The following is a 22,035-nucleotide window of genomic DNA, read 5'->3' as shown; positions in this document are numbered from 1 at the left end:
CACCGTTCAAGTTCGATGTTGACGACGGATGAAGAGTGGAGTGCCCGGTGACCCTAGCGGCGACGAATGTCCTGGACGTGGCCCGGGAGCAGGTGCTCGAACGGGGCGAGGGTCTCGATCAGGCGCAGGTGCTCTCGGTACTGCAGCTCGACGACGACCACCTCGAGGATCTGCTCGCGCTCGCCCACGAGGTCCGGATGAAGTGGTGTGGCCCGGAGGTCGAGGTCGAGGGCATCATCAGTCTCAAGACCGGTGGCTGCCCCGAGGACTGCCACTTCTGCTCGCAGTCGGGACTGTTCGCGTCGCCCGTGCGCAGCGCATGGCTCGACATCCCGAACCTCGTCGAGGCCGCCAAGCAGACCGCGAAGTCCGGTGCCACCGAGTTCTGCATCGTCGCCGCGGTCCGCGGACCCGACGAGCGGCTGCTCGCCCAGGTCGCCGCGGGCATCGAGGCCATTCGCAACGAGGTCGACATCCAGATCGCGTGTTCGCTGGGCATGCTGAACCAGGAGCAGGTCGACCGCCTCGTGGCGATGGGCGTCCACCGCTACAACCACAACCTGGAGACCGCGCGGTCGCACTTCCCGAACGTCGTCACCACGCACTCCTGGGAGGAGCGCTGGGGCACCCTCGAGATGGTTCGCGAGGCCGGCATGGAGGTCTGCTGCGGCGGCATCCTCGGCATGGGTGAAACCCTGGAGCAGCGTGCCGAATTCGCCGCGAACCTCGCCGAACTGAACCCGCACGAGGTGCCGCTGAACTTCCTGAACCCGCGTCCGGGCACGCCGTTCGGCGACCTGGAGGTCCTGCCGGCATCGGAGGCGCTCAAGGCCGTCGCGGCGTTCCGCCTCGCGCTGCCGCGCACCATGCTGCGGTTCGCGGGTGGGCGCGAGATCACCCTCGGCGACCTCGGCGCGAAGCAGGGCATCCTCGGCGGCATCAACGCCGTGATCGTCGGCAACTACCTCACCACGCTGGGTCGGCCCGCCGAGGCGGACCTCGAACTGCTCGACGATCTGCAGATGCCGATCAAAGCGCTCAACGCCACCATCTGAGCGCCGGCGATGCCGCAGAAGTTCAACGTCTACACCGGGCAGGCCGAGGACGGCGCGGGGTCGTCCGACGTCCCGGCCGCTGCTCGACTCGGTCTGGAGCCACCGCGGTTCTGCGCGCAGTGCGGCAGGCGCATGATCGTTCAGGTCCGCCCCGACGGGTGGTCCGCAAGGTGTTCGCGCCACGACGCCCTCGACTCCAAGGATCTGGAGAACCGATGACCAACGCCACCGAACCCGCCGTGATGCTGCCGGAGGATCCCGCAGCACCGCGCGTCACGCGTCGACGCGCTGCGGCGACGGTGGTGCTCGGATTGACGTTGGCGGGCGTCGCGGTCGGGGCGTTGTGGGCGGTGCTGGCTCCTCCCGTCGCGGGAGTCGTCGGGCTGACCCGCGCCGGTGATCGCGTGCGCGGTTTCGTCGGCGACTCGGCCGATCAGTTGTTCCTCGGGGCGTTCCTGATCCCGGGCATGGTGTCGGTCGTCGCGATCGTGACGACGGCAGCGGTGTGGCGGTGGCGCGCGCATCGCGGTCCGGTGCTGGCCGGAGCGCTGGTCGTGGGTTCGATGATCGCGGCCGCCGCAGCCGCGGGAGTCGGTGCGGTACTGGCTCATTGGCGGTATGGCGCAGTCGACGTGGCCGGTGCGCCGGTGTCGCCCGAGCACCGCATCCACTACGTGACGGAGGCGCCCGCGGTGTTCTTCGGGCACACGCCGCTGCAGATCGCACTGACGATCGTCTTCCCGGCGGGCTTGGCGGCGCTGGCCTACGCGCTGTGCGTGCTGTCGACGCCGCGCGACGACCTGGGTGCGTGGCCGCCGGTGGAACCGAGGGCATTCGTCCCGACGGGGACGCCCGTGGGCCCCGTCGGCGTCGATCAGGCCCCGGTCACCGATCCGACGGTCACTGATCCAGGACGGACAGCGGCCGACGTTCCACCCGTCGACCCAGGATCACCTTCGCGCTGATCAGGCTCAGCCGCAGCATGCCTCGGTAGGTCGAGGGGTTCAGCATGGTCGGCCACGCCGTGCGCAGCCGGTTCTCCGACAGCGGCCGGTCGTTGATGCGGTCGCGCAACCATCGCAGCGCCATGGGTGCCGACAGCGGATGCAGCAGCATGTGCTCGCTGAACATGTCGCGGTGGTAGGTCACGTGCGAGCCGCCGCGCTCGTAGGTCTCGGTCAGCCGGTCGATGTCGTCGACGGACACGATCTTGTCGTGAACGGCCTGCACGATCAGCACGGGCGGGGTCGGCGCGGTGTTGCCGAGCCGGATGCTCTCGAAGACGTGCTGGACCTCGGGTGTGTCGAGGATCTGCTGGAGCGGCTGGTCGACGAGATCGTCCATGTCCTTGCGGATCAGCCACAGCACGGCGTGGGCGGTGGTCATCCGGTGGACGCGATCGAGCATCTTCTTGCCGTCGGCGGTGGCGTGCTCGGCGATCACCCGGTCGAGGTCCGGGTAGACGTGGGTGAGCGCGGCGACGACCATCGCGGGCAGGCCCGAGAAGATGCTGCCGTTGAGTCGCCGGTACGCGCTGCCCAGATCGGCGACGGGGGACCCGAGTACGGCGCCCACGACGTTGAGTTCCGGTGCGTAGTCGGCGTAGACCTCCGACGCCCACGCCGTGGCGAGTCCGCCGCCGGAGTAGCCCCACAGGCCGACCGGCGCCTCGTGGGACAGCCGCAGCGACTCGGTGTTCAGCGCGGCCCGTACGCCGTCGAGGATGTGGTAGCCCGGCTCGCGGGGGGCGCCCCAGATGCCGTCGGACCCCTCGTGGTCGGGTACCGAGACCGCCCACCCCTCGGCCAGTGCGGCGGAGATGAGCAGGAACTCGAACTGGGCGAGCGCGCCCACGGCCCTCGCGCCGCGTCGCAGCGCGTAGGACGGGAAGCACCGGCCGGCGATGGCGTCGATGGCGCACTGGTAGGACACGATCGGGCAGGGTCGGACGGTGTCCCGCTCGGTGGGCACCAGCACGGTGGTGACGGTGGAGTCCGCGTTGCCGTTCATGTCGGTGGTGCGGTAGAGCAGCTGTGTTGCGGTCAGCTTCTGCCGCACCAGGCCCATGAAGGCCAGCGACACGTCCCGCGATCGCAGTACGGTGCCCGGCCGGGCGTGCTCGAAACCGTCCGGTGGCTGGTAGAACGGATCACGCTCGGGCAGCAGCGGCCGCTCGCGGGGCTGAAGGTCCTGGTGAGGGACCTGACCGATCCACTCCGCACCGGTTGCCTCGGCTGCGTTGCCAAAATCCATCCGGCCAGTCTCTCACGGATCCCTTAAAGACGGGTCAGGCGCCGACGCCGGGTGGCCGCAGTGCGGCAAACTCGTCGGTCACGCGGTAACGCGATTCGGTGAACCGGTAGAGGGCGGCTGGCCTGCCTCCGCTGCGTCCGGACTTGGCGGTGGTGCCGGTGGGGGTGATGACACCGCGTCGGACCAGGACGCGTTGCAGATTGGTGGCATCCACTTGATAGCCCAGTGCGGCGCCGTAGACGTCTCGCAGGGTCGAGAGCGCGAATTGCCTTGGCGCCAATGCGAATCCGACGTTGGTGTAGGACAGCTTCGCGACGAGCCGGGTGTGGGCGTTGGTGATCATCGTCTGGTGGTCGAACGCCAGCGGCGGCAGGGCGTCGACCGGATGCCAGCGCGTATCGGATGGCAGTTCTGGCGTGGCGGGGGAGGGCACCAGGCCGAGGAAGGTCGAGGCGATGACCCGCGAGCCGAACACCGCGTGCGGAACGCGGCCGGGGTCGCTGAACACCGCGAGCTGTTCGAGGTGGGCGATCTCCTGCAGGTCCACCTTCTCGGCGAGTTGCCTGCGCACCGACGTGAACATGTCCTCGTCGTCGCGTAGCTGGCCGCCGGGCAGCGCCCATGCGCCTCGCTGAGGTTCCATCGCGCGTTCCCAGAGCAGCGCGCTGAGCTGCGGATTTCCCGTGTCGAGCTGGCGCACCTGAAACACGACGGCGAGGACTTCGTGCGAAGTGCTAGCATGAGGCATGTTTTCGATCATAAGTCGAAAACCTCTTGAGTCAAAGGAGACGGCCATGACGGTTCTCGACCTCGCGGCAGGTTCACGGGGCGGCTGGGCCGCACGGATCACCAACGGACCCGCCGGCTACGGCGGCGTCGTCGCCGACGAGGAGTGGGCAGGCGAGATCCGCCGCTTCGTCGAGGAGCGCAACGCGACACTGCTCGCGCACAACTATCAGCTGCCCGCCATCCAGGACATCGCCGACCACGTGGGTGACTCGCTGGCGCTGTCGCGCATCGCGGCCGAGGCGCCGGAGGACACCATTGTGTTCTGCGGCGTGCACTTCATGGCCGAGACCGCCAAGATCCTCAGCCCGGACAAGACGGTGCTGATCCCGGATCAGCGGGCCGGTTGCTCTCTGGCCGACTCCATCACCGCCGACGACCTGCGGGCGTGGAAGGACGAGTATCCCGACGCCGTCGTCGTGTCGTACGTGAACACCACCGCGGCGGTCAAGGCGCTCACCGACGTGTGCTGCACCTCGTCGAACGCGGTCGAGGTGGTTGCCTCCATTCCCGAGGACCGCGACGTGCTGTTCTGCCCCGATCAGTTCCTCGGCGCACACGTTCGCCGCGTGACCGGGCGCAAGAACCTGCACGTGTGGGCCGGTGAGTGCCACGTGCATGCGGGCATCAACGGCGAGGAGCTGGCCGACCAGGCCCGCAGCCACCCCGACGCCGAGCTGTTCGTCCACCCCGAGTGCGGGTGCGCGACCTCCGCGCTCTACCTCGCAGGCGAGGGCGCGGTGCCCGACGACCGGGTCAAGATCCTGTCCACCGGCGGCATGCTCGACGCCGCCCGGGAGACGCGCGCCCGGCAGGTGCTGGTGGCCACCGAGGTCGGCATGCTGCACCAGTTGCGCCGCGCCGCACCCGATGTCGAGTTCCTCGCCGTCAACGACCGCGCGTCGTGCGGATACATGAAGATGATCACGCCCGCAGCGCTGCTGCGCTGCCTGATCGAGGGCGCCGACGAGGTCCACGTCGACCCCGACGTCGCAGCCGCGGCTCGACGCAGCGTGCAGCGCATGATCCAGATCGGGCAGCCCGGCGGCGGAGAATGACACCGGCGGGCAGGAGCGAAGCGACCCGGGGGATGAGTAACGCGGCGGGCTGCGGCGGGGCCGGGTTCTGGCAGCAGCGGGCCGACGTCGTCGTCGTCGGCACGGGCGTCGCTGGGCTCGCCGCCGCGCTGTCGGCGCACAGGCGCGGCGCCCGGGTGGCCGTGCTGGGCAAGGCGGGTGACACCGCGACGTTCTACGCCCAGGGCGGCATCGCCGTGGTGGTGCCGCGTACCGACGACTCGGTCGAGGCCCACGTGGCCGACACCTTGGCTGCGGGCGGCGGTCTCTGCGATCCCGCGGCGGTCACCTCGATCGTCGCCGACGGCTACGCCGCCGTGGCCGATTTGGTCTCCGACGGTGCCAGATTCGACGACGACGGGCGTGGACGCTGGGCGCTGACCAGGGAGGGGGGTCACTCCCGCCGGCGGATCGTGCACGCGGGCGGTGACGCCACCGGAGCCGAGGTGCAACGCGCGTTGGACCGCGCCTCGGCCATGCTCGACGTCCGGCGGAACCACGTGGCTCAGCAGGTCGTGCATCGTGACGGCGCGGTGACCGGCGTCCTGGTCCACAACGGCGACGGTCCCGGCGTGATCCACGCTCCGTCGGTGATCCTCGCGACCGGAGGGCTCGGCCACCTGTATCCCGCGACCACCAATCCCGACGGCTCGACCGGCGACGGTGTGGCCCTTGCCCTTTGGGCCGGGGTGGCCGTCAGCGACCTGGAGTTCGTGCAGTTCCACCCCACGATGCTGTTCGACGGGTCCGCCTCCGGGCGTCGCCCGCTGATCACCGAGGCCCTGCGCGGCGAGGGCGCGGTGCTGGTCGACTCCCGCGGTGCGCGTGTCACCGACGGCGTGCATCCCATGGGCGACCTCGCGCCCCGCGACGTGGTGGCCGCGGCCATCGATACCCGGTTGCGCGCGACCGGCGACCCGTGCGTGTACCTCGACGCCCGCGGGGTGACCGACGTCGCGACGCGCTTTCCGACGGTCACCGCGGCATGCCTCGCCATGGGCATCGACCCGAGCCGCCAGCCCATCCCGGTGGTCCCCGGCGCGCACTACAGCTGCGGCGGCGTCGTCACCGATGTCACTGGAGCCACCGAGATGGCGGGGCTCTACGCCGCGGGCGAGGTGGCCCGAACCGGGATGCACGGCGCCAACCGGCTGGCGTCCAACAGCCTGCTCGAAGGGCTCGTCGTGGGCGGCCGGGCGGGCCGGTCAGCGGCGGCACACGCAGCCGAGTCGGGCGCGGTGCGTGCCCAGCCGGACCTGGACGAGCGTCGAATCTCATTGCCACGCAGAGACTTGCAGGAGGCCATGGGGCGACATGCCTCGGTGGTCCGCGATTCGGATGGACTGCACGCGTTGACCGAGGCCCTGCATGCGGCGTCGCCGGCGCCGACGCGCGGCCGTGCCGCGTTCGAGGACGCCGCGCTCACCGCGACGGCGCTGGCCGTCGCCGCCGCGGCGTCGGAGCGCACCGAGTCGCGGGGATGCCACCACCGATCCGATCACCCGGAAGCCGACCCGGCCCGGGCCTTGAGCAGCACCGTGCGTCTGCGAGGCGGGCGCGTGACGGTCGACCAACCCGAAGGGGTGTGCTGATGCGACTCACCGATGACGAATGCGTCGAGGCCCGCGAGGTCATCCGGCGCGCCCTGTCCGAGGACCTGCGCTACGGCCCCGACGTGACGACCGAGGCCACCGTGCCCTCGGACGCCACGACCGTCGCGGCCATGGTGTCCCGCGAACCCGGCGTGGCCGCCGGCGTGGACCTGGCCCTGATGGTGCTCGACGACGTGCTGGGCAGCGGCGGCTACCGCATCGTCGACCGCGTCGAGGACGGCACCCGCCTCGAGGCGGGCGCCTCGTTGCTCACCGTCGAGGCGGCGACCCGCGGGTTGCTGACCGCCGAACGCACCACGCTCAACCTGGTGTCGCATCTGAGCGGCATCGCCACCGCTACGGCGCACTGGGTCGAGGCCGTCGAGGGCACCGGCGCGGCGATCCGGGACACCCGCAAGACCCTGCCGGGCCTGCGGATGCTGCAGAAGTACGCCGTGCGGGTCGGCGGTGGCGTCAACCACCGAATGGGCCTGGGCGACGCCGCGCTGATCAAGGACAACCACGTCGCCGCGGCCGGGGGAGTGCTGCAGGCCCTCAAGGCCGTTCGCACCGCTGCCCCCGACCTGCCCTGCGAGGTCGAGGTCGACTCACTCGAGCAGCTCGACGAAATCCTGTCGGAGAACGTCGAACTCGTACTGCTCGACAACTTCCCGGTATGGCAGACGCAGATCGCCGTGCAGCGCAAGAACGACCGCTCGCCGGCGACCAAGCTGGAGTCCTCCGGCGGGTTGTCCCTCGAATCGGCTGCCGCTTACGCGGGTACCGGTGTGGACTACCTCGCCGTCGGTGCCCTGACGCACTCCGTCCGGGTCCTGGACATCGGCCTCGACGTCTAGGGGTCAGTCCTCGCCGGCGCCCGCGTCGGACGACTTCGACGTGCTGCTGTCGGTGTCCTTGAGGGTGTCCGTGGGGGTGTCCTTGGAGGCATCCGCGGCGGCGTTCTTGGCCGTCGTCGACGTGGTGTTCGTGGCCGCGCCGTCGGTGCCGTTTCTACCCGGGTCGCCGGACACCGTGCCGCCGCTTCCACCAAGACCGCCCGAGCCGCCGCGCGTGTCGCCGACGCCGGTCGCCGAGCCGCCGGTGCCGCCGTCTCCGCCGTTGCCCACGGTCGCGGCATTGCCGCCGTCTCCGCCGCGCCCGCCGATGGCCGACGACCGCGGGCTCTCGGCCAGGCCTCCGGTGCCGCCGTCCCCACCGTCGCCGGACAGCATTCCGCCGGTTCCTCCGGCACCGCCCTGGCCGCCGGTGGCGACGCCGTCGGCCGTGTAGGCAACGCCGCCGTCACCCCCTCGGCCGCCGCTGCCCGCCAGCATGCCGCCATTGCCGCCGCGGCCACCGTTGCCTGCGGTCGCGGTACCGAACCCGACGATGCTGAACGATCCGGTACCACCCTTGCCGCCGTTGCCGAAGAGTCCCGCGTTGCCGCCCGTACCGCCGTAGCCGCCGCGCAAGCCGTAGCCGCCGTCGCCTCCGTTTCCGAACAGGAGGCCGCCGTTGCCGCCGTTCTGGCCGGCGAATCCATGGCCGCCGTTGCCGATGAGCAGACCGGCGTTCTGGCCGGGGCCGCCGTCACTGATGAAGACCTTGACCATCGATTGGATGAACGTCCCGAGATCCGGCGGCGGCGTGCCGGGCAGCGAGGGTGCGACGGCGGAAACCGCCGCTGCCGAGCGGGCTGACACGGCCGACCCACTCAGGTCGGCACGGTCGTCGCCGACGCTCGCCGCGGTCGCGGCCGTGCGCGGAACCGGTGCCGCGGTGATGGCGGTGTGGCCTGCCGAGGCGGTGTTGCGGCCGAGGCTCGCGCCGTCAGTGGTCGTCGTCGTGGTCGACGGACCGCGGACGCCCGACGCCGCGGACTCCGCAACCACGACGTCGCCCGGTGCCGCCTCGCCGCCGAGCAGGATCGCCGCGAGTAGGGGGGTAGGGGTCGAGGCGGCCGCCAGCACCGGCGCGTATGCCGGGTGGTGCGGGGCGCTCGACGGCGCCTGGGACGTCACGGGTTGCGAGCCGTGGTCACTGCCGGCCGGCCCGGCACCCGCGGCGACGGCGATGACGCCGACGGCGATGGCTGCCGTGAACATGGTCGGTCGGCTGGCGTTGCTGCTCGAAGATGGCATCCCGAGTTCTCCCCTGTGCGTCGATGGTGGCGATGAGCGCCCGGGTCGTTACCCACGTGCGACGCCCGGTAAACGTTCGTTTACGCTACCAGCAGGTATTAGCCAGCATCTACTCGGGCGTCATTTTTACGTGGTGAGACCGTGTGTGACACCGATGCACGGCTTTACCATGACGTCGATTTGCTGACGAGAACGGGCCCCGGGAGTGGGCTTGGCGAGAGTGGTCAGGCCGTGGCGCCGCGCCGCACCAGGGAGAGCACCACCGCTGCGGTGGCGAACAATCCGGAGAACGTGCGGTTGACGATCTTCTGCTGACGGGGTGTGTTGAGCCAGTGCAGCAGCCGTGCCGCAAGGCTGGTGTAGAGGCCCATGACGACCAGGTCGACGGCGACCATGGTGGCGCCGATCGCGAGGTACTGCGGTAGCAACGGGGCCGTCGGCACGACGAACTGCGGCGTGACGGCGAGGAAGAACACCAGGCCCTTCGGATTCGTCGCGTTGACGAGGAACCCGCGCAACACCAGCGCGCGCCGGCCTCCCACGGCGGACGTCCCCACCTGCTCTTGCAGGTCCCTGGTGGCCGAGCGCCACTGCCGCACGGCGAGGTACAGGAGGTAGGCGACGCCGAGCCACTTCACGACGTTGAACGCGACGATCGAGTTGGTGACCAGCGCGCCCAGCCCGATGGCCACCAGCGTCAGCTGCAGCATGAGGCCGATCTCGAGCCCGAGGATGCTCCAGTAACCGCGGCGGACCCCGTGGCTCAGACCGGTCGCCATCGATTGGATCGCACCCGCGCCCGGGGACACCGCGATGAGGATCGCCGCACCGAAGAACGCCAGCCACGCCTGGAACGCCATGGTCGAAGTGTGGCAGGCCCCCGGGGTCGGCTCAACCGAGTTTTCGCACCCGGGTCAGGAGGCGACGTCTGCGACGAACACCGCGACGTTGCGCGCCTGCCTGCGCGCCATGCCGGGCAGCGCGGCCACGCCGTCACCAGTGGGTTCGATCCGCGGGTTGACGAGGTGGATGGTCTCGCGGGACATCTCGATGTCCGCCTCGTTGGCCGCGAGCACGTTCTTGACCCAGTCCGTCTTGCCGTGCCCCAACACGATGGCCACCTGGCCGCCCTTGCGGTACGCCGTGACGATCGTCTCGTAGGTGCGGCCTGAGGTCCGGCCGCGGTGCTCGAGCTTGGCCAGTCCCGGCACGCGCCCCGCGAGCGGTTTGATCACCGGGTTGAAGTACTTGATCTGGATGCGGTCGAGCCACGGTGGGAACATCCTTGGCAGGTCGGACATGGCGGCTCCAATACGATTTGTACTGCTCTGGGACAATAGTCAACGTGAGTGCTCCATCGCCGAAGTTGGCCCGCATCGACCTGCGTGGCGAACGGCTGTCCGTCGCCCATCTGCGCGCCGCGTTGCCGCGCGGCGGGGTCGACGTCGACGCCGTGGTGCCGGTCGTCCGGCCGATCATCGACGCCATCGTGGAACGGGGCGCCGAGGCCGCGCTGGAGTACGGCGAACGCTTCGACGGGCTGCGGCCAGGAGCGGTTCGCGTTCCCGTCGAGAGTCTCGCCGCCGCGCTGGCCGGCCTCGACCCGGATATCCGGGAGGCGCTGGAGGTCTCGATCGACCGGGCGCGCACCGTGCACGCCGATCAGCGGCGCACGGACACCACCACGACGCTCGCTCCCGGGGCCACGGTCACCGAGCGCTGGGTGCCGGTCGAGCGGGTGGGTCTTTACGTGCCGGGCGGCAACGCCGTCTATCCCTCGAGCGTGGTCATGAACGTCGTCCCCGCGCAGACCGCGGGCGTGGAGTCACTCGTCATCGCGAGCCCGCCGCAGACCGACCCGTCGGGCACCTCGGGGCCCTTCCATGGACTGCCGCACCCGACGATCCTCGCTGCCGCGGCGCTGCTCGGCGTCGAGGAGGTGTGGGCGGTCGGTGGAGCGCAAGCCGTGGCGCTGATGGCCTACGGCGGCACCGACACCGACGGCGCCGACCTCGCGCCGGTGGACATGATCACCGGTCCGGGCAACATCTACGTCACCGCGGCCAAGCGGATCTGCCGGTCGCAGGTGGGCATCGACTCCGAGGCCGGACCGACGGAGATCGCGATCCTCGCCGATCACTCGGCCGACCCGGTTCACGTGGCCGCCGATCTGATCAGTCAGGCCGAACATGACGAGATGGCCGCCTCGGTGCTGGTGACCACCAGCGCCGAGCTGGCCGACGCCACCGACGTCGAACTCGCCGCTCAGGTGGAGACCACGGTGCACCGTGAGCGGGTCACGGTGGCGCTGAGCGGCAAGCAGTCGGCGATCGTGCTCGTCGACGACCTCGACGCGGGCCTGCGGGTCGTCAACGCCTACGCCGCCGAGCACCTCGAGATCCAGACGGTCGATGCCTCCGCCGTGGCGGGCAGGGTCCGTTCGGCCGGAGCGATCTTCGTCGGGGCGTGGTCACCGGTCAGCCTGGGTGACTACTGCGCCGGGTCGAACCACGTGCTGCCCACCGCCGGCTGCGCGCGGCACTCCAGTGGTCTGTCGGTGCAGACCTTCCTGCGTGGCATTCACGTCGTGGACTACAGCGAGGCGGCGCTCAAGGACGTGGCCGGCTACGTCGTCACGCTCGCGAACGCGGAGAACCTCCCCGCGCACGGCGAGGCCGTCCGGCGGAGGTTCGGCGGGCCGGAGCGCAGCGACTCGGGGATGGGATCAGCGAAGTGACGCAGAAGATCACCCTCGACGACCTGCCGCTGCGCGAAAACCTGCGGGGCAAGTCGCCCTACGGTGCCCCGCAACTGTCGGTGCCGGTGCGGCTGAACACGAACGAGAACCCGCATCCGCCCACCCAGGCCCTCGTCGACGACGTGGCGGCATCGGTTCGCGACGCGGCCGCGGAGCTGCACCGGTACCCCGACCGGGATGCGGTCCTGCTGCGCACCGACCTCGCGGCGTACCTGAGCGCTCAGATCGGCGTACCCGTCACGCTCGAGAACGTCTGGGCCGCAAACGGTTCCAACGAGATCCTGCAGCAGCTGCTACAGGCCTTCGGTGGGCCCGGCCGCAGCGCGATCGGCTTCGTCCCGTCCTACTCGATGCACCCCATCATCTCCGACGGGACGCAGACCGACTGGGTCGAGGCCAGTAGGGCCGACGACTTCGGTCTCGACGTCGAGGTGGCCGTGGCGGCCGTGCGCGACCACCGGCCCGACGTCGTGTTCGTCGCGAGCCCGAACAACCCGTCGGGTCAGAGCATCCCGCTCGACGACCTGCGCCGACTGCTCGAGGCGGCGCCGGGGATCGTGATCGTCGACGAGGCCTACGGCGAGTTCTCGTCACAGCCGAGCGCGGCGCACCTGCTGGCGGACTTCCCGGCGAAGCTCGTCGTCACGCGCACCATGAGCAAGGCCTTCGCCTTCGCGGGGGGGCGCCTGGGCTACCTGGTGGCCGACCCGGCCGTCATCGACGCGCTACTGCTCGTCCGGCTGCCCTACCACCTGTCCGCTATGACGCAGGTCGCCGCGCGCGCCGCCCTGCGCCATGCAGACGACACGCTCGGCAGTGTGGCGACGCTCATCGCCGAACGCAACCGGGTATCGGATGCGCTGCGCGACATGGGTTTCCGCGTCATCCCCAGCGATGCGAACTTCGTGCTGTTCGGCGAGTTCGCCGACGCACCCGCCGCGTGGCAACGCTACCTCGACGCCGGCGTACTGATCCGCGACGTGGGAATCCCCGGTTACCTGCGCGCCACCGTCGGCATCGACGAAGAGAACGACGTGTTCCTCGACGCCAGCGCGCTCCTGGCCGACACGGAACTTACCACCACCAGCCCCATAGGAGCCTCATGACGAACCCGGCGAACCGCCGCGCGAGAGTCGAACGCAAGACCAAGGAATCGGACATCGTCGTCGAGATCGACCTCGACGGCACCGGTCAGGTGGACATCAGCACCGGCGTCCCGTTCTTCGATCACATGCTGACGTCGCTGGGCAGCCACGCCAGCTTCGACCTCACCGTGCACGCCAAGGGCGACGTCGAGATCGAGGGGCACCACACGGTCGAGGACACCGCGATCGTGCTCGGCCAGGCGCTCGGCGAGGCCCTCGGCGACAAGAAGGGCATCCGGCGCTTCGGCGACGCGTTCATCCCGATGGACGAGACCCTGGCGCATGCCGCCGTCGACGTATCGGGCAGGCCATACTTCGTGCACACCGGCGAGCCGGAGTTCATGGTGCACTTCACGATCGCGGGTTCCAGCGCGCCGTACCACACGGTCATCAACCGGCACGTCTTCGAATCGCTGGCCTACAACGCCCGGATTGCCCTGCACGTGCGCACGCTGTACGGCCGCGACCCGCACCACATCACCGAGGCCGAGTTCAAGGCCGTTGCGCGCGCGCTGCGTCAAGCCGTCGAGCCCGATCCCCGAGTGACGGGTGTGCCGTCCACGAAGGGCAGCCTGTGACGAAGAAGTCCGTGGTCGTCCTCGACTACGGTTCCGGCAACCTGCGATCCGCCCAGCGCGCGCTGGAACGCACCGGTGCCGAGGTCGAGGTCACGTCCGATCCCGACGCCGCGGCAGCGGCCGACGGCCTGGTGGTGCCCGGCGTCGGCGCCTACGAGTCGTGCATGGTCGGTCTGCGGGCGGTCGGTGGCGACAAGATCGTCGCCGATCGGCTGAGCAACGGACATCCCGTTCTGGGGATCTGCGTCGGCATGCAGATCCTGTTCACCCGCGGCGTCGAATTCGGGGTGGAGAGCGAAGGTTGCGCACAGTGGCCAGGCGCCGTCGTCCGGCTGGATGCTCCGGTCATCCCGCACATGGGGTGGAACGTCGTCGACGCGGCGCCGGGCAGTACGCTCTTCCGCGGTCTGGACGCCGACACGCGGTTCTACTTCGTGCACTCCTACGCCGCGCAGAAGTGGGAGGGCAGTGACGACGCACGCCTCACGTGGGCGAAGCATCACGTGCCGTTCCTGGCGGCCGTCGAGGACGGTGCCCTGTCCGCCACGCAGTTTCATCCGGAGAAGAGCGGCGACGCAGGTGCGACGCTGCTCACCAATTGGGTCGAGGGGCTCTGACGACATTGAATGACGCACCGCTGATCCTGCTGCCCGCCGTGGACGTGGTCGAGGGCAAGGCCGTTCGACTCGTGCAGGGCCAGGCAGGCAGCGAGACCGACTACGGCTCCGCGGTCGACGCGGCCTTGGCCTGGCAGCGCGACGGAGCCGAGTGGATCCACCTCGTCGACCTCGACGCGGCGTTCGGCCGCGGGTCGAACCGCGAACTGCTCGCCGAGGTCATCGGCCGGCTCGACGTGGCGGTCGAGTTGTCGGGCGGCATCCGTGACGACGAGTCCCTGCAGGCCGCACTCGAAAGCGGTTGCGCCCGAGTCAACCTCGGCACCGCGGCGCTGGAGAACCCGCAGTGGTGCGCGCGGATGATCGCCGAGCACGGCGACAAGGTGGCCGTCGGCCTCGACGTCAAGATCGACCCGTCGATGCCAGGCGGCGGATATCGACTCCGCGGTCGCGGCTGGGAGACCGACGGCGGCGACCTGTGGGAGATCCTGGACCGGCTCGACGCCGAGGGGTGCTCGCGCTACGTCGTCACCGACGTGACCAAGGACGGCACCCTCAACGGCCCGAACCTGGAGTTGCTGTCCGCCGTCGCGGCGCGCACCGAGGCTCCCGTCATCGCGTCGGGCGGGGTGTCCAGCATCGACGACCTGCGGGCGATCGCCACGCTGACCGGCGAGGGCGTCGAGGGCGCGATCGTCGGAAAGGCGCTGTACGCCGGGCGGTTCACGTTGCCCGAGGCTCTCGACGCCGTGAGTCGGTAGCCGTAGTGGCTCTCGACGATGCGGACCTCGACGGTCTGGTCAGCGCCGCCGCCGCGGTCCTGGACGACGCGGCCAAGCCGTTCGTTGCGGGCCACCGGGCCGACTCCGCCGTGCAGAAGAAGGGCAACGACTTCGCGACCGAGGTCGACCTCGCGATCGAACGTCAGGTGGTGGCCGCGCTAGAGTCGACGACCGGGATCGGCGTGCACGGTGAGGAATTCGGCGGAGCCGACCTGAAGTCGCACCTCGTGTGGGTGCTCGACCCGATCGACGGAACGTTCAACTATGCCGCGGGACTGCCGACGGCGGGGATCCTGCTGGGTCTGCTGCGCGAGGGCGAGCCGGTGGCCGGGTTGACGTGGCTGCCGTTCACGGGCCAGCGGTACACGGCGGTGGTCGGTGGCCCGTTGCGCGTCAACGGGATCGAGCAGCCCCGCCTGGAGCGCACCAACCTCGACGACGCCGTGGTGGGCAGCGGCTCCTTCAACATCGACTCCCGCGGCAGGTTCCCCGGCGCCTACCGGGTGGCGTTTCTGGAGAAGTTGAGCCAGCGATGCTCACGGATGCGGATGCACGGCGCCACGGGCGTCGACTTCGCCTACGCGGCAGCGGGCGTCCTGGGTGCCGCGATCAGCTTCGGTCACCACGTGTGGGACCACGCTGCCGGTGTGGCGCTCGTCCGCGCGGCGGGCGGCGTCGTCACCGACCTCGCCGGGCAGGAGTGGACGATCGAATCGCAGTCGGCGCTGGCCGGGTCGCCGGGTGTGCACGGCGAACTGCTCGAGGTGTTCGCATCGATCGGCGATCCGGGGGACTACCGATGAACCACCATGGCGAAGGTCTGGCCGTGCGGGTCATCCCGTGTCTGGACGTCGACGCCGGGCGCGTGGTCAAGGGCGTCAACTTCGAGAATCTGCGTGACGCCGGGGATCCCGTCGAACTGGCGGCGGTCTACGACGCCGAGGGCGCCGACGAACTCACCTTCCTCGACGTCACCGCGTCGTCGTCGGGGCGGTCGACGATGCTGGAGGTGGTGCGGCGCACCGCCGAACAGGTCTTCATCCCGCTGACCGTCGGCGGTGGGGTGCGTTCCATCGAGGACGTCGACACCCTGTTGCGCGCTGGTGCCGACAAGGTCTCGGTGAACACCGCGGCGATCGCGCGGCCCGACCTGCTGGGCGAGTTGTCGCGGCAGTTCGGCTCGCAGTGCATCGTGCTGTCGGTCGACGCCCGCACGGTGCCGGCGGGTTCGGCGCCGACGCCGTCGGGCTGGGAGGTCACCACGCACGGCGGACGTCGCGGTACCGGCATCGACGCCGTCGAATGGGCAAGGCGCGGAGCGGAACTCGGCGTCGGCGAGATCCTGCTCAACTCCATGGACGCCGACGGCACGAAGGCCGGCTTCGACCTCGACATGTTGCGCGCGGTGCGGGCCGCGGTCACCGTTCCCGTCATTGCCAGCGGTGGCGCCGGCGCGGCAGACCACTTCGCGCCCGCGGTCGACGCGGGTGCCGATGCGGTGTTGGCCGCCAGCGTGTTCCACTTCAAGGAACTGAGCATCGGCGAGGTGAAGTCCGCGATGGCGGAGCAAGGGATTGTGGTGAGATGAGCGCTTGCGCGAAGAGCCGAGGGACCCGATGAACTCGAGCTTGGACCCGGCGATCGCGGCACGCCTGAAGCGCGACGCGAACGGTTTGTTCGTGGCGGTGGCGCAGGAGCGCGCGACCGGTCAGGTGCTGATGGTCGCGTGGATGGACGACGAGGCACTGGCGCGCACGCTGGCCACCCGGAATGCGACGTACTACTCGCGGTCCCGCGCGGAGTACTGGGTCAAGGGCGAGACCTCCGGGCACACCCAGTACGTGCACTCGGTGCGTCTGGACTGCGACGGCGACACGGTCCTACTCGAGGTGGACCAGGTGGGGGCGGCCTGTCACACCGGGGCGCACGCCTGCTTCGACGCGGACGTGCTGCTCGCGGCGGACGGGTAGCGCCGCACCGAACACCGCGGGCTCACACGTCGTAGCGCGTCGCCTTGGCCCGCGCGGACCAGCGGCCCTCGGAGTAGCCGACCCGAACCGGATGCGAGAACGCCGTGGTCACGGTGTCGGTCGTGATGACCTCGCGGGCGCGGCCCGACGCCACGGTGCGGCCGTCGGCGATCAGCAGCGCGTGCGTGGTGGTCGTCGGGAGTTCCTCGAGGTGGTGGGTGACCAGAATCGACGCGACGTCGGGGTGCGTGTCGTCGAGGCCGTCCATGGTCTCCAGCAGTTGCTCGCGAGCAGCGACGTCGAGGCCCGTGGTCGGTTCGTCGAGGAGCAGCAACTGGGGCTCGGCGACCAGTGCCCGAGCGATCAGTGCCCGGCCGCGCTCGCCCTGGGAGAGCATCGGCCACCGGTCATCGGCCTTGTGCGACAACCCCACCGACTCCACCATCGCGTCCGCGCGCGCCAGTTCGGCGGGGCCGGGCGTCCATCGGATGGGCAGGTCGATGGTGGCGGTGATCCCGGTCAGCACCACCTCCCGCACGGTCAGCGGGGACTGCAGCCGGTGCCGGGGGTTGACGTGCCCGATGTGGCGTCGCACGGCTGCCAGGTCCACCCGGCCCATCTGCTGGCCGAGGACCCTGACGGTCCCCGTGGTCGAAAACGTCACCGCTGCACAGAATCCGAGCAGCGTGCTCTTGCCCGCGCCGTTGGGGCCGAGCAGCGCCCAGTGGTCGCCGGGCTCGACGGTGAGGGAGATGCCGTCGATGATCTGCTTGCCGTCGCGGCGGAAGGTGACGTCCGCCAGTTCGAGGACGGGTGTCACGCCGACTGACGCTGCCGCAGCACCTCCAGCGCCTTGTCGGCATGGCTGTCCATGCTGAACTCGCTGGCGATGACGTCGAGCACCGTGCGGTCGGTGTCGATGACGAACGTGGTGCGCTTGACCGGCATCAGCTTGCCGAGTAGACCGCGCTTGACGCCGAAGGCCGTGGCGACCGCGCCGTCGACGTCCGACAGCAACGGGTAGTCGAAGTTCTGCTGCTCGGCGAACTTGGCCTGCTTGTCCACGGCGTCGGCGCTGATGCCGACCCGGGTTGCGCCGACGGCGGCGAACTCGCCGGCCAGGTCGCGGAAGTGGCAGGCCTCCTTGGTGCACCCCGGCGTCATCGCGGCGGGGTAGAAGAAGAGGACGACCGGCCCGCCGGCGAGCAAGCTGGTCAGGCTGCGGGCCGTTCCGGTCTGATCGGGCAGTTCGAAGTCGGCGACGCGGTCGCCCCGCTTGATCGATGTCATGGGCAGTCACGCTACGCCCCGTTTCGTGATCGCCCCCGACCGTGGACGAGCGCACCCGAAAATGGTTGGTGCTGCCGGTGTTGCGGGTGACAAGCTCACGGCGATGGTCGAACTCGACGCCTTCCTGGCCCACGGATACGCCCGCATCGAGCAGGCCGTGCCGCGCGCGGTCGCCGACGATGCGCGCGACCGGCTGTGGCGCCAGCTCGGTGCGTCACCCGACGGTCCGTGGACCGAACCCGTGCGGTGGGCCGCCGACCTGACCGGAGAGGGGCCGTTCGGCGAGCTGGTGACGAGCCCCGCCCTGGCGGCGGCGCTCGACCGGATCTGCGGCGTCGGGCGGTGGCGTCCCCGTGGATCGCTGGGCAACGTCCCGGTCCGGTTTCCGGTGCCGCCCACGGCCGACGACCGGGGCTGGCACGTCGACGCGAACACCCCGGGTGCCGACGGGTCGTGGGCGGTCTCGGGCCGGCCGCACACCGTGCTGCTGCTGACCCTGCTCTCCGACGTGGGACCCCACGATGCGCCGACCCGGATCCGGGCAGGCTCGCACCGCGACGTCGCCCGGGTGCTGACTCCCGACCCGCTGGACCCGTTCGTCGCGGGGCCCATCGTCGACGCGGCGAGCGCGGGGCGACCGGTGCACCGTGCGACGGGCGAGCCGGGCGACATGTACCTGCTGCATCCGTTCACCGTGCACGCCGCCGACGAGCACCGCGGCCACACCCCGCGGTTCATGGCGCAGGCGCCGATCATGCTGACGAGTCCAGTCGAGCCGGGAGCCGCGACACCGCTGGCATCGGTGTTCGACTAGCTGAGTCGCGGCACCCCGCCCGCGATCTGGGAGGATCGACGCGTGCAACACGCCACCAGTCCTTCGCGCGAGCGCTCGTCGGCCGCTGCGGATTCGTCGCTCGCCGTGACCACCTCGCGTGAGACCTTCCGCGCGCTGGCCGCCGAGCACCGGGTGGTTCCGGTGACTCGCAAGGTGCTCGCCGACAGTGAGACGCCGCTGTCGGCCTACCGCAAGCTGGCAGGCAACCGCCCCGGCACGTTCCTGCTGGAGTCCGCCGAGAACGGCCGGTCGTGGTCGCGGTGGTCGTTCATCGGGGCGGGCGCCCCGTCGGCGCTGACCGTGCGGGACGGCGAAGCCGCCTGGCTGGGGGTCACGCCCAAGGATGCGCCGAGTGGCGGGGACCCGCTGCAGGCGTTGCGGTCCACGCTGGACCTGCTCGCGACCGCTGCGGTGCCCGGGTTGCCGCCGCTGTCGAGTGGACTGGTCGGGTTCTTCGCCTACGACATGGTCCGCCGCCTGGAGCGGCTGCCGTCGACGACGGTGGACGACCTCGGGCTGCCGGACATGCTGCTGCTGCTGGCGACCGACGTCGCCGCCGTCGACCACCACGAGGGCACGATCACCCTCATCGCCAACGCGGTGAACTGGAACGGCACCGAGGAGCGCGTCGACTGGGCCTATGAGGACGCCGTGACGCGTCTCGACGTGATGACCGCTGCGCTCGGCCAGCCCCTCGGATCGACCGTCGCGACGTTCAGCCGCCCCCAGCCCCAGCACCGCTCGCAACGCACCGTGGAGGAGTACACGGCCATCGTCGACAAGCTGGTCGGCGACATCGAAGCCGGTGAGGCGTTCCAGGTGGTGCCCTCGCAGCGGTTCGAGATGGACACCGCGGCGGATCCCTTCGACGTGTACCGCATGCTGCGGGTCACCAACCCGAGTCCCTACATGTATCTGCTGAACGTCCCGAACGACGCCGGCGAACTGGACTTCTCCATCGTCGGGTCCAGCCCGGAAGCCCTGGTGACGGTCAAGGACGGCAGGGCGACGACCCACCCGATCGCGGGGACTCGCTGGCGCGGCGAGACCGAGGAGGAGGACGTCCTGCTCGAGAAGGACCTGCTGAGCGACGAAAAGGAGCGCGCCGAGCACCTGATGCTCGTCGATCTCGGGCGCAACGATCTGGGGCGGGTGTGCGTGCCGGGGACCGTCCGCGTCGAGGACTACAGCCACATCGAGCGCTACAGCCACGTCATGCACCTGGTGTCGACCGTCACCGGGGAACTCGCGCCGGACAAGTCGGCGCTCGACGCCATCACCGCGTGCTTCCCCGCGGGAACGCTGTCGGGGGCGCCGAAGGTCCGCGCCATGGAACTCATCGAGGAGGTCGAGAAGACCAGGCGCGGCCTCTACGGCGGCGTCCTCGGCTACCTCGACTTCGCGGGGAACGCCGACTTCGCCATCGCGATCCGGACCGCCCTGATGCGTTCGGGCACCGCCTACGTGCAGGCGGGCGGCGGCGTCGTCGCCGACTCGAACGGCCCGTACGAATTCGCCGAGGCGTCGAACAAGGCGCGAGCAGTGCTGGCGGCCATCGCCGCCGCCGAGACACTGGCCGAGCCGTGACCCGGATCGGCCAGCTGCTCCTGGTGACGGCCGCCCTGGCGCTGTGGGGGGCGTCGCGTCTGACGTGGGTGACCCTCGAGTCGGCCGACGGGCTGGGTCAGCCACGCACGACGACGTTGTCCGGGGCAACGTGGTCGGCGGCGATGGTGCCCGTCGCGCTCCTGCTCGCCGCGGCCGCCCTGGCGCCGCTGGCCGTCCGCGGCTGGGCGCTGCGGGCCGTGGCGGTGCTGCTCGCGGTGGTCAGTGCGGGACTCGGCTACCTGGCCATCTCGCTGTGGGTGGTGCCCGACGTGGCCGCCTATGCCGCGTCCGCCGTCGACCTGCCGGTGCACGCGCTGGTCGGGAGCGACCGGCAGTACGTGGGTGCGATCCTCACGCTGCTCGCAGCCGTCATGACCCTGGTGGCGGCCGTGCTCCTCCTGCGATCGGCGAAACAACCCCGCGTGACGAGCACGAAGTACGCCGCGCCCGCGGCCCGGCGCGAGGAGGCGGCACGCGAGCTGGCGGCCGAATCCGGTGACGAGAAGTTGAACGAACGCTTGATCTGGGATGCGCTCGACGAGGGCCGTGACCCGACCACCGATCACACCGAGGGTCGGTGACGGCAGATGGCCGGCTGGCGGTTACCCTTTGATTCTGAACGATCCGGTTGCATCCGGGTCCCCGGACCTGCTCGGAAGGACATCGACGGCACATGAGCCCGGCTACCGTGCTCGACTCCATCATCGAGGGAGTCCGCGCCGACGTCGCCGCGCGCGAGGCCGCGCTCAGTCTGACCGACGTCAAGGCCAAGGCGAAGGCCGCGGCCCCCGCCCGTGACGTACTCGCCGCGCTGCGCGAACCCGGTATCGGCGTCATCGCCGAGGTGAAGCGGGCGAGCCCGTCGCGCGGTGCGTTGGCGAACATCACGGACCCCGCCAAGCTGGCCCGCGCCTACCAGGACGGCGGCGCCCGCGTCATCAGCGTCCTGACCGAGGAGCGTCGGTTCAACGGGTCGCTCGACGACCTCGACGCCGTCCGCGCGGCAGTGTCGATCCCGGTCCTGCGCAAGGACTTCATCGTGGGCCCGTACCAGATCCACGAGGCACGCGCGCATGGCGCGGACATGCTGCTGCTGATCGTCGCCGCGCTGGAGCAGCAGGCGCTGGAGTCGATGATCGACCGCACCGAGTCCCTCGGCATGACGCCGCTGGTCGAGGTGCACACCGAGGAAGAGGCCGACCGGGCACTGCAGGCCGGTGCGCGCGTAATCGGCGTCAACGCAAGGGATTTGAAGACCCTCGAGGTCGACCGCGATTGCTTTGCGCGAATCGCACCGGGCCTGCCCTCGAACGTGATCCGCATCGCCGAGTCCGGTGTGCGCGGCACTGCCGATCTGTTGGCCTATGCCGGAGCCGGCGCCGATGCCGTCCTGGTCGGTGAAGGTCTGGTCACCAGCGGTGACCCCCGGAGTGCCGTGGCCGATCTCGTCAACGCAGGCAATCACCCGTCCTGCCCCAAACCGTCGCGCTGACCTGGCGCGAACCGCTCGCGCGATGAGAACGATGCGATGAGCCGCCTGCGCGAAGAG

At 70.4% G+C, this 22,035-nt stretch carries 25 protein-coding genes; 18 read left to right on the top strand and 7 right to left on the bottom strand.

Translation table 11 applies throughout. The features are described 5' to 3' along the window. Positions 1-47: 47 nt before the first annotated feature. The 3 genes from bioB to G6N61_RS05895 are packed head-to-tail and all read left to right on the top strand — an operon-like array spanning position 48 to position 2,020. Positions 48-1,055, top strand: coding sequence for a biotin synthase BioB (bioB, locus tag G6N61_RS05905; protein ID WP_163917683.1), 1,008 nt, complete (start codon positions 48-50; stop codon positions 1,053-1,055). A gap of 9 nt (positions 1,056-1,064) precedes the next feature. Then, entirely contained in the window at positions 1,065-1,274 is a 210-nt protein-coding gene (gene bsaP, locus G6N61_RS05900; protein WP_163917682.1) for a biotin synthase auxiliary protein BsaP, read from the top strand. After that, positions 1,271-2,020 (top strand): DUF2567 domain-containing protein, encoded by a 750-nt coding sequence (locus G6N61_RS05895; protein WP_163917681.1) that lies wholly within the window; start codon positions 1,271-1,273, stop codon positions 2,018-2,020. The genes bsaP and G6N61_RS05895 overlap by 4 nt, the downstream gene beginning before the upstream one ends. On the opposite strand, the gene G6N61_RS05890 is transcribed toward G6N61_RS05895, so the two are convergent. After that, positions 1,956-3,308: a lipase family protein gene (locus G6N61_RS05890; protein ID WP_163917680.1), complete on the bottom strand. Its 1,353-nt coding sequence runs from the start codon at positions 3,306-3,308 to the stop codon at positions 1,956-1,958. The genes G6N61_RS05895 and G6N61_RS05890 overlap by 65 nt on opposite strands. 34 nt (positions 3,309-3,342) lie before the next feature. Then, positions 3,343-4,056 carry an NUDIX hydrolase gene (locus G6N61_RS05885; protein WP_163917679.1) on the bottom strand — a complete coding sequence of 238 codons (714 nt, stop codon included), beginning with the start codon at positions 4,054-4,056 and terminating at the stop codon, positions 3,343-3,345. A 46-nt stretch (positions 4,057-4,102) separates the two neighbouring features. Between G6N61_RS05885 and nadA the strand changes: the two genes are divergently transcribed. The 3 genes from nadA to nadC are packed head-to-tail and all read left to right on the top strand — an operon-like array spanning position 4,103 to position 7,619. Continuing rightward, positions 4,103-5,152, top strand: coding sequence for a quinolinate synthase NadA (nadA, locus tag G6N61_RS05880; RefSeq protein ID WP_163917678.1), 1,050 nt, complete (start codon positions 4,103-4,105; stop codon positions 5,150-5,152). 32 nt (positions 5,153-5,184) lie between these two features. Next, positions 5,185-6,762, top strand: coding sequence for an L-aspartate oxidase (locus G6N61_RS05875; protein ID WP_163917677.1), 1,578 nt, complete (start codon positions 5,185-5,187; stop codon positions 6,760-6,762). Then, positions 6,762-7,619, top strand: a complete 858-nt coding sequence (nadC, locus tag G6N61_RS05870; RefSeq protein WP_163917676.1) for a carboxylating nicotinate-nucleotide diphosphorylase — start codon at positions 6,762-6,764, stop codon at positions 7,617-7,619. The genes G6N61_RS05875 and nadC overlap by 1 nt, the downstream gene beginning before the upstream one ends. Positions 7,620-7,622: 3 nt before the next feature. Here nadC and G6N61_RS05865 read toward each other — a convergent pair whose 3' ends face one another. The 3 genes from G6N61_RS05865 to G6N61_RS05855 all read right to left on the bottom strand — a co-directional run bounded on the left by G6N61_RS05865 (position 7,623) and on the right by G6N61_RS05855 (position 10,204). Further along, positions 7,623-8,903, bottom strand: coding sequence for a hypothetical protein (locus G6N61_RS05865; RefSeq protein ID WP_163917675.1), 1,281 nt, complete (start codon positions 8,901-8,903; stop codon positions 7,623-7,625). A 224-nt stretch (positions 8,904-9,127) separates the two neighbouring features. Continuing rightward, positions 9,128-9,763 (bottom strand): LysE family transporter, encoded by a 636-nt coding sequence (locus G6N61_RS05860; RefSeq protein ID WP_163917674.1) that lies wholly within the window; start codon positions 9,761-9,763, stop codon positions 9,128-9,130. Between the two features lie 54 nt (positions 9,764-9,817). Next, positions 9,818-10,204, bottom strand: coding sequence for a nitroreductase family deazaflavin-dependent oxidoreductase (locus tag G6N61_RS05855; protein WP_163917673.1), 387 nt, complete (start codon positions 10,202-10,204; stop codon positions 9,818-9,820). A 44-nt stretch (positions 10,205-10,248) separates the two neighbouring features. Here G6N61_RS05855 and hisD point away from each other — a divergent pair, with 44 nt between their 5' ends. From hisD to hisI, 8 genes are read left to right on the top strand one after another with little or no spacing between them, the layout of a single operon-like run. Further along, positions 10,249-11,640 carry a histidinol dehydrogenase gene (gene hisD, locus G6N61_RS05850; RefSeq protein WP_407666387.1) on the top strand — a complete coding sequence of 464 codons (1,392 nt, stop codon included), beginning with the start codon at positions 10,249-10,251 and terminating at the stop codon, positions 11,638-11,640. Beyond that, complete coding sequence (locus G6N61_RS05845; RefSeq protein ID WP_163917672.1) at positions 11,637-12,767, top strand: histidinol-phosphate transaminase; 1,131 nt, start codon at positions 11,637-11,639, stop codon at positions 12,765-12,767. Before hisD ends, G6N61_RS05845 begins: the two co-directional genes overlap by 4 nt. Then, positions 12,764-13,384, top strand: a complete 621-nt coding sequence (gene hisB / locus G6N61_RS05840) for an imidazoleglycerol-phosphate dehydratase HisB (protein ID WP_163917671.1) — start codon at positions 12,764-12,766, stop codon at positions 13,382-13,384. The genes G6N61_RS05845 and hisB overlap by 4 nt, the downstream gene beginning before the upstream one ends. After that, on the top strand, positions 13,381-14,001 hold the full coding sequence (gene hisH / locus G6N61_RS05835; protein WP_163917670.1) for an imidazole glycerol phosphate synthase subunit HisH: 621 nt from the start codon (positions 13,381-13,383) through the stop codon (positions 13,999-14,001). Before hisB ends, hisH begins: the two co-directional genes overlap by 4 nt. Positions 14,002-14,006: 5 nt before the next feature. Beyond that, positions 14,007-14,762 (top strand): bifunctional 1-(5-phosphoribosyl)-5-((5-phosphoribosylamino)methylideneamino)imidazole-4-carboxamide isomerase/phosphoribosylanthranilate isomerase PriA, encoded by a 756-nt coding sequence (gene priA / locus G6N61_RS05830; protein WP_163917669.1) that lies wholly within the window; start codon positions 14,007-14,009, stop codon positions 14,760-14,762. A 5-nt stretch (positions 14,763-14,767) separates the two neighbouring features. After that, positions 14,768-15,586, top strand: coding sequence for an inositol monophosphatase family protein (locus tag G6N61_RS05825; protein ID WP_163917668.1), 819 nt, complete (start codon positions 14,768-14,770; stop codon positions 15,584-15,586). Beyond that, the gene (gene hisF, locus G6N61_RS05820) at positions 15,583-16,371 is read left to right on the top strand and encodes an imidazole glycerol phosphate synthase subunit HisF (RefSeq protein ID WP_163917667.1); all 789 of its coding nucleotides are present in this window, start codon (positions 15,583-15,585) and stop codon (positions 16,369-16,371) included. The genes G6N61_RS05825 and hisF overlap by 4 nt, the downstream gene beginning before the upstream one ends. Positions 16,372-16,399: 28 nt before the next feature. Next, entirely contained in the window at positions 16,400-16,753 is a 354-nt protein-coding gene (gene hisI / locus G6N61_RS05815; protein ID WP_163917666.1) for a phosphoribosyl-AMP cyclohydrolase, read from the top strand. A gap of 22 nt (positions 16,754-16,775) precedes the next feature. Here hisI and G6N61_RS05810 read toward each other — a convergent pair whose 3' ends face one another. Beyond that, positions 16,776-17,573, bottom strand: coding sequence for an ABC transporter ATP-binding protein (locus G6N61_RS05810; protein ID WP_163917665.1), 798 nt, complete (start codon positions 17,571-17,573; stop codon positions 16,776-16,778). Then, complete coding sequence (locus G6N61_RS05805) at positions 17,570-18,043, bottom strand: peroxiredoxin (RefSeq protein ID WP_163917664.1); 474 nt, start codon at positions 18,041-18,043, stop codon at positions 17,570-17,572. Before G6N61_RS05805 ends, G6N61_RS05810 begins: the two co-directional genes overlap by 4 nt. A gap of 103 nt (positions 18,044-18,146) precedes the next feature. Between G6N61_RS05805 and G6N61_RS05800 the strand changes: the two genes are divergently transcribed. The 4 genes from G6N61_RS05800 (at position 18,147) to trpC (ending at position 21,978) form a co-directional block, all read left to right on the top strand. Next, on the top strand, positions 18,147-18,857 hold the full coding sequence (locus tag G6N61_RS05800) for a phytanoyl-CoA dioxygenase family protein (protein WP_163924622.1): 711 nt from the start codon (positions 18,147-18,149) through the stop codon (positions 18,855-18,857). Positions 18,858-18,899: 42 nt separating this feature from the next. After that, entirely contained in the window at positions 18,900-20,465 is a 1,566-nt protein-coding gene (locus G6N61_RS05795; protein ID WP_163917663.1) for an anthranilate synthase component I, read from the top strand. Continuing rightward, positions 20,462-21,067, top strand: coding sequence for a TIGR02234 family membrane protein (locus G6N61_RS05790; protein ID WP_163917662.1), 606 nt, complete (start codon positions 20,462-20,464; stop codon positions 21,065-21,067). The genes G6N61_RS05795 and G6N61_RS05790 overlap by 4 nt, the downstream gene beginning before the upstream one ends. 92 nt (positions 21,068-21,159) lie before the next feature. Further along, the gene (gene trpC, locus G6N61_RS05785) at positions 21,160-21,978 is read left to right on the top strand and encodes an indole-3-glycerol phosphate synthase TrpC (protein WP_163917661.1); all 819 of its coding nucleotides are present in this window, start codon (positions 21,160-21,162) and stop codon (positions 21,976-21,978) included. The last annotated feature ends 57 nt before the right edge of the window (positions 21,979-22,035 follow it).

It is taken from the genome of Mycolicibacterium arabiense (genome assembly GCF_010731815.2).
GTDB lineage: Bacteria > Actinomycetota > Actinomycetes > Mycobacteriales > Mycobacteriaceae > Mycobacterium > Mycobacterium arabiense.
Note: the sequence above shows the minus strand (reverse complement) of the source record. Positions and strands in the feature narration are given on the sequence as shown.

Bases quoted from the DNA above. Each gene is read 5' to 3' on its own strand.
- nadA (WP_163917678.1), top strand. From the start codon at position 4,103: ATGACGGTTCTCGACCTCGCGGCAGGTTCACGGGGCGGCTGGGCCGCA.
- G6N61_RS05865 (WP_163917675.1), bottom strand. From the start codon at position 8,903: ATGCCATCTTCGAGCAGCAACGCCAGCCGACCGACCATGTTCACGGCA.
- hisB (WP_163917671.1), top strand. From the start codon at position 12,764: ATGACGAACCCGGCGAACCGCCGCGCGAGAGTCGAACGCAAGACCAAG.
- trpC (WP_163917661.1), top strand. From the start codon at position 21,160: ATGAGCCCGGCTACCGTGCTCGACTCCATCATCGAGGGAGTCCGCGCC.
- G6N61_RS05875 (WP_163917677.1), top strand. From the start codon at position 5,185: ATGAGTAACGCGGCGGGCTGCGGCGGGGCCGGGTTCTGGCAGCAGCGG.
- hisF (WP_163917667.1), top strand. From the start codon at position 15,583: ATGAACCACCATGGCGAAGGTCTGGCCGTGCGGGTCATCCCGTGTCTG.
- hisI (WP_163917666.1), top strand. From the start codon at position 16,400: ATGAACTCGAGCTTGGACCCGGCGATCGCGGCACGCCTGAAGCGCGAC.
- G6N61_RS05855 (WP_163917673.1), bottom strand. From the start codon at position 10,204: ATGTCCGACCTGCCAAGGATGTTCCCACCGTGGCTCGACCGCATCCAG.
- nadC (WP_163917676.1), top strand. From the start codon at position 6,762: ATGCGACTCACCGATGACGAATGCGTCGAGGCCCGCGAGGTCATCCGG.
- G6N61_RS05800 (WP_163924622.1), top strand. From the start codon at position 18,147: ATGGTCGAACTCGACGCCTTCCTGGCCCACGGATACGCCCGCATCGAG.
- G6N61_RS05805 (WP_163917664.1), bottom strand. From the start codon at position 18,043: ATGACATCGATCAAGCGGGGCGACCGCGTCGCCGACTTCGAACTGCCC.
- bsaP (WP_163917682.1), top strand. From the start codon at position 1,065: ATGCCGCAGAAGTTCAACGTCTACACCGGGCAGGCCGAGGACGGCGCG.
- G6N61_RS05895 (WP_163917681.1), top strand. From the start codon at position 1,271: ATGACCAACGCCACCGAACCCGCCGTGATGCTGCCGGAGGATCCCGCA.
- G6N61_RS05890 (WP_163917680.1), bottom strand. From the start codon at position 3,308: ATGGATTTTGGCAACGCAGCCGAGGCAACCGGTGCGGAGTGGATCGGT.
- G6N61_RS05885 (WP_163917679.1), bottom strand. From the start codon at position 4,056: ATGCCTCATGCTAGCACTTCGCACGAAGTCCTCGCCGTCGTGTTTCAG.
- G6N61_RS05860 (WP_163917674.1), bottom strand. From the start codon at position 9,763: ATGGCGTTCCAGGCGTGGCTGGCGTTCTTCGGTGCGGCGATCCTCATC.